The organism is Vibrio hibernica, from assembly GCF_015223435.1.
Taxonomy (GTDB): domain Bacteria; phylum Pseudomonadota; class Gammaproteobacteria; order Enterobacterales; family Vibrionaceae; genus Vibrio; species Vibrio hibernica.
The window spans coordinates 21,309-39,753 of the sequence record NZ_VHKO01000006.1 but is presented as its reverse complement, the minus strand read 5'-3'; the positions used below and the strand labels follow the sequence as shown (position 1 = coordinate 39,753).

Annotated in this window: 15 protein-coding genes; 7 read left to right on the top strand and 8 right to left on the bottom strand. The window is 40.5% G+C overall.

The features are described 5' to 3' along the window. The first annotated feature begins 56 nt into the window (after positions 1 to 56). From queF to xni, 4 genes are all read left to right on the top strand, one after another. The gene (gene queF, locus FH976_RS04330; RefSeq protein ID WP_194089692.1) at positions 57 to 953 is read left to right on the top strand and encodes an NADPH-dependent 7-cyano-7-deazaguanine reductase QueF; all 897 of its coding nucleotides are present in this window, start codon (positions 57 to 59) and stop codon (positions 951 to 953) included. A gap of 99 nt (positions 954 to 1,052) precedes the next feature. Then, positions 1,053 to 3,350, top strand: a complete 2,298-nt coding sequence (locus FH976_RS04325) for a tetratricopeptide repeat protein (protein WP_228767339.1) — start codon at positions 1,053 to 1,055, stop codon at positions 3,348 to 3,350. A gap of 222 nt (positions 3,351 to 3,572) precedes the next feature. Continuing rightward, positions 3,573 to 4,928: a nucleotide 5'-monophosphate nucleosidase PpnN gene (gene ppnN / locus FH976_RS04320; protein WP_194089690.1), complete on the top strand. Its 1,356-nt coding sequence runs from the start codon at positions 3,573 to 3,575 to the stop codon at positions 4,926 to 4,928. Positions 4,929 to 5,028: 100 nt separating this feature from the next. Continuing rightward, entirely contained in the window at positions 5,029 to 5,802 is a 774-nt protein-coding gene (gene xni, locus FH976_RS04315; RefSeq protein WP_194089689.1) for a flap endonuclease Xni, read from the top strand. Between the two features lie 101 nt (positions 5,803 to 5,903). Here xni and rlmM read toward each other — a convergent pair whose 3' ends face one another. From rlmM to thiI, 8 genes are all read right to left on the bottom strand, one after another. Then, positions 5,904 to 6,995: a 23S rRNA (cytidine(2498)-2'-O)-methyltransferase RlmM gene (gene rlmM / locus FH976_RS04310; protein ID WP_194089688.1), complete on the bottom strand. Its 1,092-nt coding sequence runs from the start codon at positions 6,993 to 6,995 to the stop codon at positions 5,904 to 5,906. Then, on the bottom strand, positions 6,992 to 7,456 hold the full coding sequence (locus FH976_RS04305) for a DUF423 domain-containing protein (protein ID WP_194089765.1): 465 nt from the start codon (positions 7,454 to 7,456) through the stop codon (positions 6,992 to 6,994). Before FH976_RS04305 ends, rlmM begins: the two co-directional genes overlap by 4 nt. 11 nt (positions 7,457 to 7,467) lie before the next feature. Further along, on the bottom strand, positions 7,468 to 8,100 hold the full coding sequence (locus FH976_RS04300; protein ID WP_194089687.1) for an alpha/beta fold hydrolase: 633 nt from the start codon (positions 8,098 to 8,100) through the stop codon (positions 7,468 to 7,470). A gap of 4 nt (positions 8,101 to 8,104) precedes the next feature. Beyond that, positions 8,105 to 9,019, bottom strand: a complete 915-nt coding sequence (locus FH976_RS04295) for a transcriptional regulator GcvA (protein WP_194089686.1) — start codon at positions 9,017 to 9,019, stop codon at positions 8,105 to 8,107. 342 nt (positions 9,020 to 9,361) lie between these two features. Next, entirely contained in the window at positions 9,362 to 10,660 is a 1,299-nt protein-coding gene (locus tag FH976_RS04290) for a cytochrome c (RefSeq protein ID WP_194089685.1), read from the bottom strand. An 11-nt stretch (positions 10,661 to 10,671) separates the two neighbouring features. Beyond that, the gene (locus FH976_RS04285) at positions 10,672 to 12,444 is read right to left on the bottom strand and encodes a GMC family oxidoreductase (RefSeq protein ID WP_194089684.1); all 1,773 of its coding nucleotides are present in this window, start codon (positions 12,442 to 12,444) and stop codon (positions 10,672 to 10,674) included. A 2-nt stretch (positions 12,445 to 12,446) separates the two neighbouring features. Beyond that, complete coding sequence (locus tag FH976_RS04280; RefSeq protein WP_194089683.1) at positions 12,447 to 13,157, bottom strand: gluconate 2-dehydrogenase subunit 3 family protein; 711 nt, start codon at positions 13,155 to 13,157, stop codon at positions 12,447 to 12,449. A gap of 180 nt (positions 13,158 to 13,337) precedes the next feature. Beyond that, positions 13,338 to 14,786 (bottom strand): tRNA uracil 4-sulfurtransferase ThiI, encoded by a 1,449-nt coding sequence (gene thiI, locus FH976_RS04275; RefSeq protein ID WP_194089682.1) that lies wholly within the window; start codon positions 14,784 to 14,786, stop codon positions 13,338 to 13,340. Positions 14,787 to 15,313: 527 nt separating this feature from the next. Here thiI and xseB point away from each other — a divergent pair. From xseB to dxs, 3 genes are read left to right on the top strand one after another with little or no spacing between them, the layout of a single operon-like run. Beyond that, positions 15,314 to 15,559 (top strand): exodeoxyribonuclease VII small subunit, encoded by a 246-nt coding sequence (gene xseB / locus FH976_RS04270; RefSeq protein ID WP_190330390.1) that lies wholly within the window; start codon positions 15,314 to 15,316, stop codon positions 15,557 to 15,559. Position 15,560: 1 nt separating this feature from the next. Then, a complete protein-coding gene (gene ispA / locus FH976_RS04265) occupies positions 15,561 to 16,445 on the top strand; it encodes a (2E,6E)-farnesyl diphosphate synthase (RefSeq protein WP_194089681.1) in 885 nt (294 codons plus the stop codon). 36 nt (positions 16,446 to 16,481) lie between these two features. Continuing rightward, positions 16,482 to 18,374 carry a 1-deoxy-D-xylulose-5-phosphate synthase gene (gene dxs / locus FH976_RS04260; protein WP_194089680.1) on the top strand — a complete coding sequence of 631 codons (1,893 nt, stop codon included), beginning with the start codon at positions 16,482 to 16,484 and terminating at the stop codon, positions 18,372 to 18,374. Positions 18,375 to 18,445 lie beyond the last annotated feature (71 nt).

Genomic DNA, 18,445 nt, shown 5'->3' with positions numbered 1-18,445 from the left:
TACCGATTGGAATTGGTATTACTATTCTGGTCACTGTAATAAATCTAGATTTTACTATGACTCATACTTCAAAAGACAAGCATTCATCAACTCAACCTTGCAGCACAAAATATGCTAATGCCAAAGAATTGCAAGGCTTAACATTAGGTCAGCATACACAATATCGTCATGATTATGATCCGAGTTTGCTACAACCTGTGCCGCGTAGCTTAAATCGCCAAGATCTCGGATTAAACGAGATCAATACTCTGCCTTTTATTGGTTGTGATATTTGGACCTTGTATGAAATATCCTGGCTTAATAGTAAGGGATTACCTCAAGTGGCCATTGGTGATGTGTTCTTGCCCGTCACTAGCCCAAACCTTATTGAGTCAAAATCGTTTAAGTTGTATCTAAATAGTTTAAACCAAACTCGCTTTGATGATTGGCAACAGGTGGAAAGCGCCTTAAAAGCTGATCTTTCAGCTTGTGCTGGTGAAACAGTAGAGGTTTGCTTACACAATGTTGAGCATTACACCCTACAACCGATTGTGACGATGCAAGGCAATTGTATTGATCATCAAGATATCGAAATCACCGATTATCAATTTAATGAACAATACCTACAAGGCTCAACCAGCGAGCAAGCCGTCACTGAAATTTTACATAGCCATCTATTGAAATCAAATTGCTTAATCACCAATCAACCAGATTGGGGTAGCGTTGAAATTCAATATACCGGTCATAAAATCTCACAAGAGGCTTTATTGCGCTATCTTATTTCTTTTCGTGAACATAACGAATTTCACGAACAGTGTGTAGAGCGGATATTCTGTGACATCATCAAATATTGCCAACCTCAACAACTCAGCGTTTATGCTCGCTATACTCGTAGAGGAGGATTGGATATTAATCCTTACCGCTCTACTTTGCATGAAAAGCCAAATAGCATGAAGCGTATGGCACGCCAATAAGGCAATATCAGAAGTAATTGACGTTACAGTAAGGCGATGTTAGATCGCCTATCCACCATCATAGTTAACAAACTATTTGTTTTGAATATCCCTAGGAGAATGCAGAGACCAATGAATAAAGTGGCTCAGATTATTATTACCCTTTTATTTAGCAGTCTTTTATTATCTAAACAGGCTCAAGCTAAAACATATCTGACCCCTTACCTTCAAGAGGCGGCAAGAGTGTTAAGCATTAATCCTCAGCAATCCATTACTACCACTAAACAATTTCTCTCTGCCCGTAGGCTCGTCGTCACGAATAGCCAAGACTACACATTATCAAGAGATGGCAGCGAAGAAAGCATTCGGACACCATCAACCAGTATTGAAGCTCTACAAATCATGGCTCAGGCTTATCATAATCAAGGCTTATATCAATTGGCTTTGCAGTCTATCCAAGAAGCAGAAACACTTGCCACTCAATACAAATTACCTCAGCTTTATATCAATGCTCGCCTTTCTCATGCCCAATTATTATGGGATCAAACTCATAGTATCAATGATATAAATCGTTACCTTAGCGAGATTGATCAAAAGCTAGAACAAGAGCAACAAACCACAAACTGGAAACAACAGCTGAATTATCACCTTAATATGTTTAAAGCTCGTGTTTACGCTTATCAAAATAACCGCATCAAAGCGGAAGCTGCCTTCAAGCAAGCTGAAAGTTATGTTGTTGTCTTAAACTCGGTATTACTCACTATCGATTATCATCTCAATTTGGGTGAGTATTATCTCAAGCAAGATGAATATGATGACTCATTAACTCAGCTTCTTATTACTTATTGGATGGCCGTAAAAGAAGGCGATAGCATTGAGCTGGCTAAAACCAATTTATTACTCGCAAAGCTCTTTTATTCGCGCCATGTTTTCGATAAAGCCATTGAGCACACTACAGAAGCGGCAGATTTTTATGATAATTATCCTCATTCAACACCATTATCTGAAACATTGAAATTAATGGCCGATACTTATTATCAACAAGGTAAATTTAACCTAGCTTTAGTCAGTTATTTAAATGTGTTGGACAATGAGGAAACATTAAAGACCTTAGGTCAAATAATAGAATTACGCATCAACATCGCTAACACCTACTTAAAACTATTCGACTTTTCCCATGCTGAAATTTATTTAAATCAAGCGCAAAGAATGGTGGAACAGACTAATTCGGTGCTGCAAAAATCAGAAGTTAATTTACTGCAAGCCGCCTTAGCACTATCACACGGAAACACCGAAACCGCATTAGCTTATAGCCAACTAGCCCTCACTGCTGCCACTCAATTAAATAATAATCACTTAAAAATGAGTGCATACAGAATCAGCTCTGCCGTCTATCAGCAGCAAGGGAATTACAAGCAAGCTCTCGAAGCCCAACATAATTATCAAAGTTTATGGCAGAACCAACAAGAACAGTTTAATGCCATTAATGAAGAAGTTTTTCGACAACAAAAAGATATTATTGAACAGTCCTTACATTATGCAGGACTGGAAGATAACCTTTCTCGTAGCCAAGAAAAATATCATGATTATCAACAATCTACTTTAGTATTAATGGTTGTCAGCCTATTACTATTCATGGTCATTATTTATCGCGGCTACCTAAATAAGAAAATCAAAAAAGAGCTAGAAATTCAAACGATCGATCTCTATACCCATACACGTTCTGGCTTACAAAACTTAAAACTTCTTAATGCAAAACTACCAAAATCACTCGAACGCAGTAATGCGATCTTTGAACAATGGCGACTGGGTGAGTTGATCAATGAACCCTTAAGTGATCGACTTCATTTTGTTATGTTTGATGTGCCTTTTTTACGCAATGTATACCTTAAAAGAGGCTATCACGCGGGTTTAGATATAGAAAAAGCATTTGGTCAGCACTTACAAAGTTTTGTCAATTCACCGGCACGCCTATACCATTTTTCCGATGGATTATTTCTTTATATAGAACCCAAAGCCACCCATCAAGGCAACACCGAAACCATGTTTGAGAAAATCAATTCGTGGGTTGAAACCTTCCAAACAGATGAAACCATAGACCGACATATAAAAATGGGTATAGCAGAATATCCATTTTTACCAAAAGCCGTCACTGCAATTAATGATAAAGAACTGATAGATATACTACTAATGGCTATTTATATCTGTCGAAAGATCAGTACATATGAAGGCGAAACCGATAGCCAATGGGTCCACCTTTCCGCCATAAAGAATGCCCCAGCAGCTAGTTTTGCATTGCCTAATATTCGTTTAGCTTGCCAACAAGCAGTGAATCAAGGCTTAATCAAAATCCAAACTTTAAATGGTAACGATGAATTAGCTAAGTCAATCATTCGTAATGAAAAGCCTAATCTCTAACTCCGAGGTATTGCGGGTAGCCTAGGCCATAAAACGGGTGTAAGGTTTATATTCTTCGTGCTAAGTTATTTTAAACTACGTTATTTAGTACTAAACCATAAAAGCCTTTGGATCAAACCTGCTCTATCCAAAGGTTACCTCATCCTCAGGTTATTCACGCTTATTACACCCCTCCTGAATTATGTTCAGGTATTTTCGAAATCAAGTTGAAAGGAATCGCCTATGATCACTCAAATAAGTCCTATCGGTAGTTTAGATTTACTGTCTCAATTAGAAGTTAACAAATTAAAAAAAGCCGCTTCAAGTGATCTTTATCAGTTATACCGCAGTTGCTCTTTAGCCGTCTTAAATTCAGGAAGCCACACTGATAACTCAGAACAATTATTAAGCCAGAATCTCTCTTTTGAAGTCGAAGTCATGCGTCGTGAACGAGGCATAAAACTAGAGTTAATCGATCCGCCAGAACATGCTTTTGTAGATGGCACGATTATAAAAGGCATTCAGTCACATCTATTTTCAGTACTACGCGATATCGTCTTCTTACATGTGCAACTAGCAGACAGCCAACGGTTACATCTCGTTGATTCAGCACAAATTACCAATTTAGTATTTGGTATATTACGTAATGCAAAAGCGCTGCATACTGGCATAGATCCAAACCTCGTAGTCTGTTGGGGAGGACACTCTATTAATGAGATTGAATACCAATATACTCGCTCGGTCGGACATGAGTTAGGTTTACGAGAAATGAACATCTGTACCGGTTGTGGACCCGGCGCTATGGAAGGCCCAATGAAAGGCGCAGCCGTTGGCCATGCTAAACAACGCTATACTTCCCAACGTTATGTTGGCTTAACTGAGCCCTCTATTATTGCGGCTGAGCCACCAAATCCAATCGTGAATGAGCTCATCATCATGCCGGATATAGAAAAGCGCCTAGAAGGTTTTATTCGGATGGGGCACGGGATTATTATTTTCCCTGGTGGCCCAGGCACCGCCGAAGAGTTACTTTATATTCTCGGAATTCTAATGCATCCAGAAAATGCGGATCAGCCTTTACCACTAGTACTGACTGGGCCAAAAGAAAGTGAAGCGTATTTTAGATCCATCGATCAATTCATTCACGACACGCTAGGGCCTGAAGCACAAAAACACTATCAAATTGTTATTGGCGATCCTGCGCAAGCCGCTCGAATTATTAAAGACGCCATGCCAAAAGTGAAAGAGCATCGTCGGGCTCATGGAGATGCTTATAGCTTTAACTGGTCATTGACGGTTGCTCCAGAATTCCAAGCTCCATTTATACCCACACATCAATCAATGGCAGCGTTAGATTTACACTTAGAGCAGCCAGCAGAAAAGCTCGCCTCTAATTTGCGCAAAGCATTTTCAGGCATTGTCGCGGGCAACGTAAAATCAGAAGGCATCCGGGAAATCAAACAGAACGGTCCATTCATTATTGATGGTGATCGCAATTTAATGGCGAAAATGGATACTCTATTGAATGATTTTGTTGCACAGCATCGCATGAAGTTACCGGGTTCTGAATACATTCCCTGTTATCGAATCGCAAAATAAAACCTTAATATGTTAAGCTAACAAGCTTCTGGTGCATGATGTACCCGAAGCTTTTTTATTTTATCTCGCGTTACTTTATTTACCGTCAGCAAGGAAAATTATGTCGATTCATCTGGTGATCATTGATGCACTCAACTTAATCCGTCGTGTTCATTCTGCCCAACCTGATCCGACGGATATCGCTCGCACAATTGAAACCACCAGCCGGACCTTGCATAAGATTATTAATGAATCTCAACCCACTCATATCATTGCGGTATTTGATCATCACTTACAAGATAGAGGGTGGCGAGCCAAAGTGCTGCCAAGCTATAAAGAAGACCGTAAACCCATGCCACTACCATTACTCAACGGTTTAGAGTCGATTCAATCTGCATGGTGGGAACTTGGTGTTGATTCATTACTTTCAGATGGTGATGAAGCTGATGATCTGATTGCAACATTAGCGCGCAAAGTTGCCTCCGCTGGAGAGAAGACCACTATTATTTCAACCGATAAAGGTTACTGTCAGCTGTTAAGCCCTAACATTCAAATTCGAGATTACTTTCAACATCGCTGGTTAGACGCCCCATTTATTGAAAAAGAGTTTGGCGTAAAACCAAATCAGCTGGCGGATTATTGGGGATTAGTCGGCATTAGCTCAAGCAAAGTTTCTGGCGTTCCGGGGGTTGGCCCTAAAGCTGCAAAAGAGATTTTGCAACAATATGGTGATATAGAAACCGCTTATGCAGCAGAAGATCTGATTACTAAATACCGAAAAAAGCTCGATGAACATATTGAATTAGCTAGAACCTGCAAACGTATTGCCGCCTTGCAAACAGAAATGGAATTAGGGTTTAATCTACAAGATATAAGGTTTAAAAAAGAAGCGTAAAAAAGCTAGAGCCGAGGCGCTTCAGTCGGAGGAAAAAGAAAAAATAATGCTCTCATCTAATATCGAAAAACTAAGCGCCCCAAAATGAAGCGCTCGTTTCTTTAATACGGTGAGATGTTTTTCAATACTTGCACATGGACTGTGATTTCTTCACGGTCATGGTACAAATGTTTTGCTTGCAGCTTGAATGGTACTTCGTTTTCTTTAAAGAAGATTTTCAAGTTTTCAATGTCTTCAAGCACTTCGTCGTAACGACCTTTCATTGGCAATTTCAGATTAAAAATAGCTTCTTTCGCCAAGCCACGGATTAACCACTCACCCATTAACTGAGCGACGCGTGACGGCTTTTCAATCATGTCACACACAATCCAAGTCACATTTTTCTTTGGTGGAATAAACTTAAAGCCATCTTCCGCGTGGTACTTAACTTGACCGGTATCCATTAAGCTTTGCGCCATTGCGCCATTATCCACCGCATGTACAAACATTGAACGCTTAACCAATTGATACGTCCAACCACCAGGACAAGCACCAAGATCAACCGCCCACATGCCTGGCGCTAAGCGCGTTTCCCACTCTTCTTTTGGAATAAAGACATGGAACGCTTCTTCAAGTTTTAAAGTCGAGCGACTTGGCGCATCCGATGGAAATTTTAAGCGGGGAATCCCCATAAAAAACTGTGAGTTATTTTGCGATAATGAATAGCCAACAAAACACTGGCCTGGTGCGGTAAAACAAATATGCAACACTGGTTTCTTCGCATTATCTTTAGCAAATAGAAAACCTTTACCACGCAGTGCAGAACGCATTGGTACCGTAAACTTACGGCAAAATTTCAACAGTTCTTTCGCTTCATTCGTATCTGGCGTTTCAACTCGAATATCGCCACAAGTCGGAAAATTTTCTTGAGATTCAATCGCGGCTAGAATAGGAGAAATACGATCTTCACTTGGAAGATCAGAGATCTCAGCGCTGACGGCCATCATTTGACGAGCAAAAATTAACGTTTTAAAGTCAATTTGTTTAATGATCTTATCAGCATCACCCTCTTGGTAACATTCAAAAACAACATAGCCCGTTTGTTTCTTTACGCGTGGAAAACCAAACAGTTCTAAGTCATTAGCTTTGTCTTGAATTTCACCTGCGCACTCTTTTTCAAAGCCAGAGCGGCAGTAAATTAAAACGTGTTTCACGATGTCACCTTATTAAGTCTTAATACAGAAATAGTAAAAATGATCCAACCCAACATAAAAAACAAACCACCAAGTGGGGTAATTGGGCCAAACCATTTAATGCCAGTGAGTGCTAGCGCATAAAGGCTACCACTAAAGCAAAGGATGCCGATGATAAAGCAACCACCAGCATAAGCTAGCCCTTTTCGTGCTTTTTCATTATAGCGTGGGCGTTGATGTTCTGATGCTGCTTGAGACTCGTGCGCACTCAGTTGCAATAAAATGCCACACGCCAATAAAGCAAAAGTATGCCACGCTTGGTACTGCACACCGGTTTTAAATACCGCTAATAAATGTTCAGGTAATATTGTTGCTAGGCCATGCGCGGCAAATGCCCCTAATGCCACAACGATAAAACCTGAAAACCCAGCAATAGCTAGAAAACGCTGTCCTTTACACGGAAAAGTTTGAGAAGAGTCCATCATTATCGCTCCTACTTAATTTTAAGAGTCAGTGTTATAAAGTCGCGCATCTTAGTAACAATAAGATGGCGATTATGTATTTCAGTAAAACCTGAACGCACACGCGGTTTGAAACCATGATCGCCATCAGGAATAAATTCAATAGTCGTGGATTGAGATAATGAAAAATTAGAACATTCTTCTTTTGAACCAAACGTGTCACGCTCACCTTGTAAGATGAGCATAGGTTTAGTCACACCCACTAAATGCTCACCACGGTAATTATCTGGTTTCTTGGGCGGATGAAAGGGAAAACCTAAACACATCACACCACAAACGCTATCGAGTTCAGATAAATGACTTGCCATTCTCCCTCCCATCGATTTACCCGCTAAAAACAAATGAGTCTTTGGGTTTGCGTATTCATCAATAAATGATTCAAAAGCAGCTAATAACTTAGGCGCTCGATCCGGTGGACTTTTCTTTCCTGTCGTCGCTCGATTGGCCATATATGGAAAATTAAACCGCACGACTCTGATTTGATCCGATCCAAGTTGCTCGGCGATATCTTGCATGAATTCATGATCCATACCCGCACCAGCCCCATGGGCAAATAAAATCGTTACTGGAGCCGATTCGCCACCATTAATTAACACCGAACTCATCAAACTATTCATTATCCTCTAACAAAACATCTTGTTCACTTGCGGCTTTCTCTATCATCCAATCGCGAAAAGTCGCCACTCGACCACTGTCAGCTTGCTTGCTATCACACACCACATAAAAAGCATTTTTACTCATGAGCACTTCATCAAATGGCTGCACTAAACGACCCGCATTGAGCTCGGGTTGAACCAAGACGTTATTAACCAACGCAATACCTTGTCCATGAGTCGCCGCTTGGATCACCATCATAGAATGACTAAAAATAGGACCATGATTCACACTCACACCATCAACTTGATGCTCTTTCATAAAGTTTTGCCAATGCTTACGCGAACTATCATGCAATAAGGTGTGATATTTTAGATCTTCTAATCCTTCTAATGGTTTAGTCCCGAGTAACAATTGCGGTGAACATACAGGGATCAAACATTCAAGGTAGAGTTTATCCGCACGAACTCCAGGCCAGTTTCCTCGTCCATAATAAATAGCCACATCAACATCATCCGATAATGATCCATCGTCCATATCCACCGCTTTGATACGCACATCAATATCCGGTTCTTGGGCGTTAAAATCGGCTAAACGAGGAACCAACCATTGAATTGCAAAACTTGGGGTTAAACTGATGGTTAATGCACCTTTTTCACTTCGTTCTAATACTTTATCTGTGGCATCAGAAATTGAAGTAAAAATATCTTTAATATCAAGGAAGTAACTTTGACCTTCTTCTGTTAATAATAAAGAACGGTTGCGACGACGAAACAGTTTCATACCTAAAAATTCTTCTAATGCTTTTACTTGATGACTCACTGCAGCTTGAGTCACAAAAAGCTCTTCTGCTGCGCGAGTAAAACTCAAATAACGTGCAGCAGCTTCAAATACGCGTAACGAATTCAATGGTGGTAAACGTCTTGCCATAACTCAACCTTATTCATTATTTTTTCTTATGCGAATCATTATAAATTGTCCATTGTCGAACTACCATTAAAACTCTATATTTCATCCACATTAATGAATTACCCGATGTTTTCGTATGAACTCCCCTGTAATTGACTAATGCTAATGTTGTGTTTGTATTAACTCTTATGAGTTTTCTAGTAATAGAGAGAGTCCCTCATCTCTTTACTTTTAAGATATTTGATGGATTATCAAATTTTCTGCGCAGTCTAACTTCTCAAGTTGGCTGTGCTTTTTTTTGTTCCCAATTAAAAAAACCCAATTAAATTTAATTGGGTTTTAACTAACCATTGAGTTTAAAAACTATGGCGCGCTTTTATTTAATATATCAACTGCGATAGTACTTCTGATCTTTTTAACCTCGTCAGCATTAACCGATTTGGCTTTATTTCCCCACGAATCACGAATAAAGGTGGCTAGTTTAGCAACCTCTTCATCATCTAATCGCCACCCAAAACCAGGCATTTCAATCGCTTCAGGTGCATCTGCTGTTGATGGTAATCGCGAACCGGCCAAAATCACATGAATTAATCCTTGTGGGTTATCTGCATTCACTAAAGAATTACCCACTAACTGAGGAAAAACATGCGACGCACCAGCACCGTCCGTAAAGTGACATGCACCACAATTATCAATATATAAACGAGCCCCAGAATCAATATCAACTTTAGCTAAATTAAGTACATTCGTTGTCTGCTCAGAAGCTTTAGAGCTGGCTAACTTTGATGGCTTATTACCTGCTTGGCCTTTTAAATAAACAGCCATCGCACGTAAATCATCTTTACTCAAATGACTTAAGCTGTACTGAATTACATCTGTCATTTCACCCGTTACTCCAGAATGCTTATTACGTCCAGTTGCAAAGTAATCAACAAAGTCTTGTTCAGACCAAGATTCTAAGCTTCCATTTTTTCCGGCACGTAAATCTGGGGCATACCAAATACCGACATCAGCACCAGACAAAAAGTCATCGCCTGAATGATCATAGGCTTTTTCTTGATATAGCATTCCTCTTGGCGTATGACAGCTTCCACAATGGCCAAGTCCTTGAATTAAATAAGCACCTCTATTATATTCTTTAGACTTTTTAGTATCTTCAACAAACACACCATCGTCGGTCGCGGCCCAATTCCAGAACCTAATTCCCCAGCGTTGATTGAAAGGAAATCCAAGTGCGGTCTTAGTATTCGCCTTTTCTACTGGTTGAATACCTTTCATGAAGTAAGCATATAAAGCCTTAGTGTCTTCATCTGTCAGTTTTTGATAATCGGGATAAGGCATCGCAGGGTATAAAAACTCACCGTCAGCACGAATACCATGCCGTAACGCTTGTTCAAACTCTTTATAGCTATAACTGCCAATGCCATATTCTACGCTAGGGGTAATATTGGTAGAATAAATAGCACCAAATGGACTAGCAACCGCTTTTCCCCCAGCATATTTATCACCGCCATCTTTCGTATGGCAAGCAATACAATCACCGGCTTTTGATAGATATTCCCCTTGTTCAATTAAAGAGGCTTCTGTACTTTGAGCAACTGATACATTGGTGTAACTCATCATGCACGCAAAGCTTAATAACGACAGTAATGGTAATTTCATATTCACTGCTCCTATGCGTGCACTAATGGGCCAGGGTTGGGTAGGTATTTTTCTCTAATAGCTTTCGCTGACCAATACGTTAATGCCCCAACTAATCCAGTGGGGTTATACTGAATGTTTTGCGGAAAAGCGCTAGCCCCCATCACAAAGACATTATGAACATCCCAACTTTGCAAGTACTTATTCAAAGCACTCGTTTTAGGATCTATACCCATAATTGCACCACCCACATTATGTGTGGTCTGATATGGACGTACATCATACTCAGCACCATAATTTTTAAAGTGGTAATCCACATGGTCAGGTTTCATCACATCAACGACGCTTTCAATCTGCTTTTTCATGAACTGAGTCATGCGTATATCGTTTTCCTTCCAGTTAAACGTCATACATAGCAGAGGTAAACCATGTTTATCTTTATAGGTTGGATCAAGGCTTAAGTAGCAGTCACGATAAGACATATTTGAACCATGTGAACCTATGGTCATCGCATGTCCATAATTATCTTTCACGGCTTTCTTCCAAGAACTGCCCCAGCTTGGAGTACCAGAAGGTAGAGGCATATTTCGAATTGGCTGACCGTTTGTCATGGCGGCTGAAATATAAGACCCGCCGATAAATCCTTCTTTTTTAAAGTCTATTTGATTAATAGCAAAATCATCAATGACAGTTGCATTACCACCGGCGCCAATAAACGGATTGAAGTTTTTATCTTTAAAAAATAGAGTAGCACCACCTGTCATTTGGTAAGCATAATTACGCCCAATGACTCCTGTATTGCTAATAGGATCATATGGTTTTCCTATTTCAGACAACAGCAATAAGCGAACATTGTGATAAGCAAAACTACCCACAATGACCAAGCTTGCTGGTTGAAAAACCTCCTCGCCTTTTGAATCAATATAAGTTACGCCCGTCGCTTTTTTACCCGAGCTATCTTTATTAATTTTAATGACTTCACATCCTGTGCGATATGAAAAATTCTTACGCTGTTTTAATGCCCCTAAAATACAGGTTTGAGGTGAAGCTTTAGAATAGTTAATACACCCATAACGCTCACAAAAGCCACAATAATTACAAGGACCTAATTGCATTCCATAAGGGTTTGTATATGCTTCAGATGCATTTGCAGCAGGCAAAGGAAAGGGATGAAAACCTTTTTTCTTTGCTGCTACTTCAAACATCGTATCATTTAGCGTTCTTTTCAATGGAGGAAGAGGATAAGCGGATTTCCTTGGCGCTTCAAATGGATTACCTCCAGCTTGAATTTCACCATTAATATTGCCCGCCGTCCCAGAAAGGCCGAGAATTTTTTCAAAAAAATCGAAATGAGGCTCTAATTCTTCATAACTCACACCAAAGTCCTGAATAGTCATGTCTTCAGGAATAATATCGCGACCAAATGTCTCTTCCACGTAGCTGCGTAAGCGTAACTCTTCTGGCATTGGTCTCCAAGTATGTCCATTCCAGTGAGTTCCAGCACCCCCGACGCCATTCCCAGGTAAGAAGGATCCTAAGTGTCGATATGGAACAGCCGTATCATCAGTCGAATGTCGAACGGTGACCGTATTATCGGCAGGTGCCGACATCATTTTATAGCGCACACCATAAGTTAATTCATCGGCCATCTTTGGATAAGCAAAGTCAGGTACTGTATCTTGATCTTTACCTCGCTCTAATGCTAGAACGCTCAAGCCTTCTTCTGTCATTTCCATACCCATGATTGAACTTGTCCAACCGAGTCCAACCATAACGACATCTACTGGTTTATTCTCTCTAGTCATTTTTAGCCCCTTTCACCATCAATACTTACTGGTCCTAATGGATATTTAACATTTGGATAATTTACCCATTCCTTAAAGGATGCTCTTGCACCAGGGAAGCCAATCATTTTCCAGCTCGCTAAATTTTTATTACCACCATGGATAGGATCAGAAAAATAGCCTTCTTTCGTATTTTGTAATAAAAAATCAAAAAATTGGGATGCACTAACATCAGTAAATACAATATCACCAGATTGCAGGTGGCTAAGTACCGTATCTTTTTCATTTTCTGTTAATTTAAAAAAAGGTGAGTGGTACTTGTCTTGGCAATAAGTATCTGTCGCTTTGATGCCTTTACGATAAACTTGAGCGGGAGTAAGAGGAGACTGATAACCCATTTCAGGTTTCGAGGGGATAAAGGGGGGACGCATGTACCAATCGCTGGCTTTACCGAATGAATCTTGCATTTGCATATCAATGAATACTGGTACGTTGGTTTCAATTGCTCCCGGACCATTCTCATCTGGGGGAATTAACCTATCGGTCGCAGCAAGAATGAAATTCCACTCTTCAGCCGTAAAATATATAGGTTTGTATTTCGTTAAATTAATGTTTAAAGGTTGGGAAAATGCTGGGTAAATTAAGCCTGGACCAACTGCAGTGGCTGAGATAGCAATCGCAGCCCCCTTTAAAAACTTTCTTCTCGAATCATTTTGCGACAAATCTTTTTTCATTATGACTCCTTAGTGCATAAAAAATCTCACACTTATCCATACGATAAATAAGGACTATTACATTCTAATACATAATAAACATTTTGTTAATAATATTTACATTTTGATTTGTTTTTAGCTTAGATATAGACATAAAAAAACGCCAACCTAAGGTTGACGCTTTTATTTGAAGCCCATTATTTATGGACGATATACTTTTACATTACCAAAGCCCAAATCTTGTAAATACAACGCTTGTAAACGACTCATGACACCACGGTCACAATACAATAAGTATTCTTTAGCTTGGTCTAAATCACCAAACTGAGTCGCCAACTTATAAAATGGTAAATGCTTCACTTCAACATCAACAATTTTAAGCGGATTAGTTTCTTCTTCATCTGGGCTACGAATATCAAGTACGATAGCATTTTTTGCGATTTCAGCGACTTGCTCAACCTCAGGTGCTTGTTCTTGGCTTTCTGCTTCAATAGCACGAATATCCATCACTCGCGCATTCATCACGACTTGTTCTAGAATATCAAAATTAAAATTCAACTCTTCTTTTTCAAGTTTCGCTTTTACGGCTTTCACGGTTGGTTTTTTCGAGATTACACCACAATATTCTGGCATTACTTTGGCAAAATCTTCCGTGCCAATATCACGAGCAACGCTGATGATATCCTCTTTGTCCCAGTTAATTAGGGGACGAAGGATCAGTATATCAGTCACATTATCGATAAGGCGCAAGTTAGTCAGCGTTTGACTTGATACTTGACCAAGTGCCTCCCCTGTCACCAATGCTTCAATACCAAATTTCTCAGCGATCATACCGCCTGCACGCATGAACATACGCTTAAGCACGACGCCCATTTGGCCATCATCCACTTTTTCAAGGATCTCAGCCACAACAGGTTCAAAATCCACCGCGATGAATTTCACTTTGGCCGACGACCCATATTTGTTCCAAATAAAGTGGGATACTTGCTTCACACCGATCTCGTGAGCAGGTCCACCTAAGTTAAAGAAACAAAAATGTGTTTTCGATCCGCGTTTTATATGTAAATAGCTTGATACACCAGAGTCAAAACCACCAGAAATCAAACTTAATACATCTTCTTGGGTGCCAAGAGGGAAGCCACCTAAGCCTTTATGACGGGCCACCACTTGATTTAACTTATCGCCATCGATCTCAATATTTACCGTAACATCAGGTTTGGTTAATTTTACTTTTGCCGATTCAACCGCTTGGTTTAAACCACCACCAACGTAGCGTTCGACATCAATTGAGGTAAAATCATGATGGCCACGACGCTTAACGCGGACAACAAAAGTTTTCCCTTCAATTAGATCGCGACTTTGAATTAATGCTTGCTCATAGATATTGTGCATATCGGTGAAATCGGACTGCACAACCTCTAACGAGTGATGAATGCCCGGCGTATGAGTAAGGATTTCAAGTACTTCTGAGAAGTATTGATCACTATTTGCCGCCACTTCAATATGATCACGACGGTTAAACACTGCAACAGATTCTGTTCTACGCTGTATAATAGTACGAATATTGCGCTCCAGAGCTCGGGTGAAACGCTTACGCACCGAGTCACTTTTAATAAAGATTTCCGGATGGGGTTTAACAATAAACTTCATATTATGATTCGCTTTTAATCGGGTTATGAAACGGCATACCTTACTTATATAATCATTTCTTACCATTACAGATATACCCGTCTTACTTGAAGCTGCAGCTTTGTTGGCTACACTCGTTCACCCCACTCACTTAGTGAGCTAAGCTCACGGGGCTTCACTGGCTTGCCGCCTCACTGCAACTTCAATTACTTTGGGCATAGATAAAATAAGTAAGGTATCGCCAAATCTGAGGCGCAAAATTATACACCACATTACGCATCGACAACATTGATTTCCGGGTTTCGCTGACTAAAGTTAAAAATATCTTTAAATGAATGTGACAAACATGAGATTAGCCCTTGTTTCAGCGCCTAGGGGTTAATACAATTGGCCCACAGAATATTCCCTTTATACTTGGAATACGATTGCATTCCCGGCATCGAGTTTTAATCGTATTGTACTATTAAAAAAATACTGCCGCGTTTCATCATAGCGACCAGACTTACTCCTCAGTAATTTTGATTACACTCTCAAGCAAGCAGAAGAATATGGCCAATAAAAAACCTGAAAACATGAGCTTTGAAGAATCTTTAGCTGAGCTAGATACCTTAGTGAATCAACTAGAAAATGGTGACCTAGATCTTGAAGATGCCCTAAAAAAATTCGAACGTGGCATCTCGCTTGCACGTGTCAGCCAAGGAAAGTTAAGCGAAGCTGAACAACGTGTTGAAATTTTATTAAACGACAGCGATGACGCAGAATTAATCCCTTTTGATCCTGAAAGTGACATTTAACATGAAAACGGCTCTAGCAGAATTTCAAGATCGTAATAACCAACAACTCAATGCATGGTTAGATCGTATTCCTTATCAGCAACAAACACTCACACAAGCGATGCGTTACGGTTTGTTACTTGGTGGCAAACGTGCTCGTCCATTTTTAGTCTATATTACTGGGCAAATGCTTGGTCTGAGCATCGAAGACTTAGATACGCCAGCTTCTGCGATTGAGTGTATCCATGCTTATTCATTAATCCATGATGACTTACCCGCGATGGATGATGATGAACTGCGCCGCGGTAAAGCAACCTGCCATATTGAATTTGATGAAGCGACGGCCATTTTAACTGGCGATGCACTGCAAACTATGGCCTTTACTATTCTTTCAGAAGGCGATTTAAATGACGTGAGTGAACCTCAACGCATTCGCTTAATTCAAGAACTGGCTCGCGCTTCTGGTGCTCTCGGTATGTGCATGGGGCAATCCCTCGATTTAGAAGCCGAAAACCGTGGCGTGACTTTAGAAGAGCTTGAAAATATCCATCGTAATAAAACCGGTGCCCTAATTAAATGTGCGATTCGTATGGGCGCACTATCCGCGGGTGAAAAAGGAATACATGTTTTACCGCAACTAGATAAATATGCCGATGCCGTGGGTTTAGCCTTTCAAGTGCATGATGATATTTTAGATGTCATCAGCGACACCAAAACCTTAGGCAAACCGCAAGGTTCCGATCAAAATTTAAATAAAAGTACTTATCCAGCACTGCTAGGCTTAGAAGGTGCGCAGCAAAAAGCGCAAAACTTGCTACAAGAAGCCCTACTCGCGCTACAGGCGATCCCGTACAATACGCGATTACTCGAAGATTTCGCCCGATACGCCGTCGAGCGCAGCCATTAATATGATAAGCACGATTACAATAAGCGCTAATACCTTATGACTATTGATATCTCTAAATACCCAACGCTCGCACTGGCTAATACACCAGATGAGTTGCGCTCGTTACCAAAAGAAAGCTTATCGCCGTTATGTGATGAGCTGCGTACCTATTTACTTAATTCAGTCAGCCAATCTAGTGGCCATTTAGCTTCTGGCCTTGGCACGGTTGAACTGACTGTCGCTCTACACTATGTCTATCACACGCCTTTTGACCAACTGGTTTGGGATGTTGGCCATCAGGCTTATCCACATAAAATCTTAACGGGTCGTCGCGATCGCCTTTCAACCATTCGTCAAAAAGATGGATTACACCCTTTCCCATGGCGTGAAGAAAGCGAATATGACACGTTATCAGTTGGCCATTCTTCAACATCCATTAGCGCTGCATTAGGCATGGCAATTGGTGCGGCTAAAGAAGGAAAAAATCGTAAAGTCGTCAGTGTTATTGGTGATGGTGCTATCACGGCTGGCATGGCATTTGAAGCAATGAACCACGCAGGTGATGTCCACTCGGATATGCTAGTGATCCTCAATGATAATGAAATGTCGATCTCTGAAAATGTCGGTGCGCTGAATAATCACTTAGCACAATTACTCACTGGTAACTTCTATACCTCTATCCGTGAAGGCGGAAAAAAAGTGTTATCTAACGTTCCACCAATCAAAGAATTGGTGCGTCGTACTGAAGAGCATTTAAAAGGCATGGTTGTACCGGGCACTATGTTTGAAGAGCTTGGTTTTAATTACATTGGTCCTATTGATGGACACGATGTCAATGAACTGGTCAAAACGCTGAAAAATATGCGCAACCTGAAAGGTCCGCAGTTTTTACATGTAATGACCAAAAAAGGTAAAGGTTATGAACCTGCGGAGAAAGATCCGATTGGTTATCATGGCGTTCCTAAATTTGACCCACAAGAAAACTCACTGCCAAAAAGCAGCGGCGGTAAGCCTACCTTCTCAAATATCTTTGGTGACTTCCTATGTGATATGGCGGCTATTGACCCTAAATTAATGGCGATCACTCCCGCCATGCGTGAAGGCTCTGGCATGGTGCGTTTTTCTAAAGAATTCCCGGAGCAATATTTTGATGTCGCCATTGCTGAGCAACATGCGGTGACACTAGCATCGGGCATGGCAATTTCTGGTCATCATCCTATTGTGGCGATTTATTCAACATTTTTGCAACGTGGATATGATCAAATGATCCACGATGTGGCAATCATGAACTTGCCGGTTATGTTTGCAATCGACCGTGCTGGTTTGGTTGGCGCCGATGGTCAAACGCACCAAGGGGCATTTGATTTAAGCTTTATGCGTTGTATTCCGAATATGGTGATCATGGCGCCAAGTGATGAAAATGAATGCCGTCAAATGCTCTACACCGGGCACATGCATCAAGGACCAAGTGCGGTTCGTTATCCTAGAGGTAATGGCTGTGGAATGGAAATTGAACAAAATATGACAGCATTAGAAATTGGTAAAGGTCGTATTGTTCGCCAGCGTGATCCCGCGCAAGACAAACCAGAAACGAATCCTAAAGTGGCTATTCTTTGCTTTGGTACTTTCCTACCCGAAGCAATAAAAGCGGCTGAAACCTTTGATGCTACGGTCGCTGACATGCGTTTTGTCAAACCACTTGATGAAGAGCTGATCCGTACGCTAGTCAATAGCCATGATGTATTGGTAACTTTAGAAGAGAACGTCATTGCTGGCGGTGCAGGTTCAGGTGTGATTGAGTTCATGATGCAAAACAAATTACTCAAACCAGTGCTACAACTAGGTTTGCCTGATGAGTTTGTCTCACAAGGGACACAGGCAGAATTATATGTAGATCTAGGTTTAGATTCTGTAGGAATTGAAAAACAAATTAAGGCTTATTTAGTTTAATAAGTCTCTATTTGTAGAATAAAAAAAACGAATCTCAATTCTGAGACTCGTTTTTTTTATGTTTCTATTTT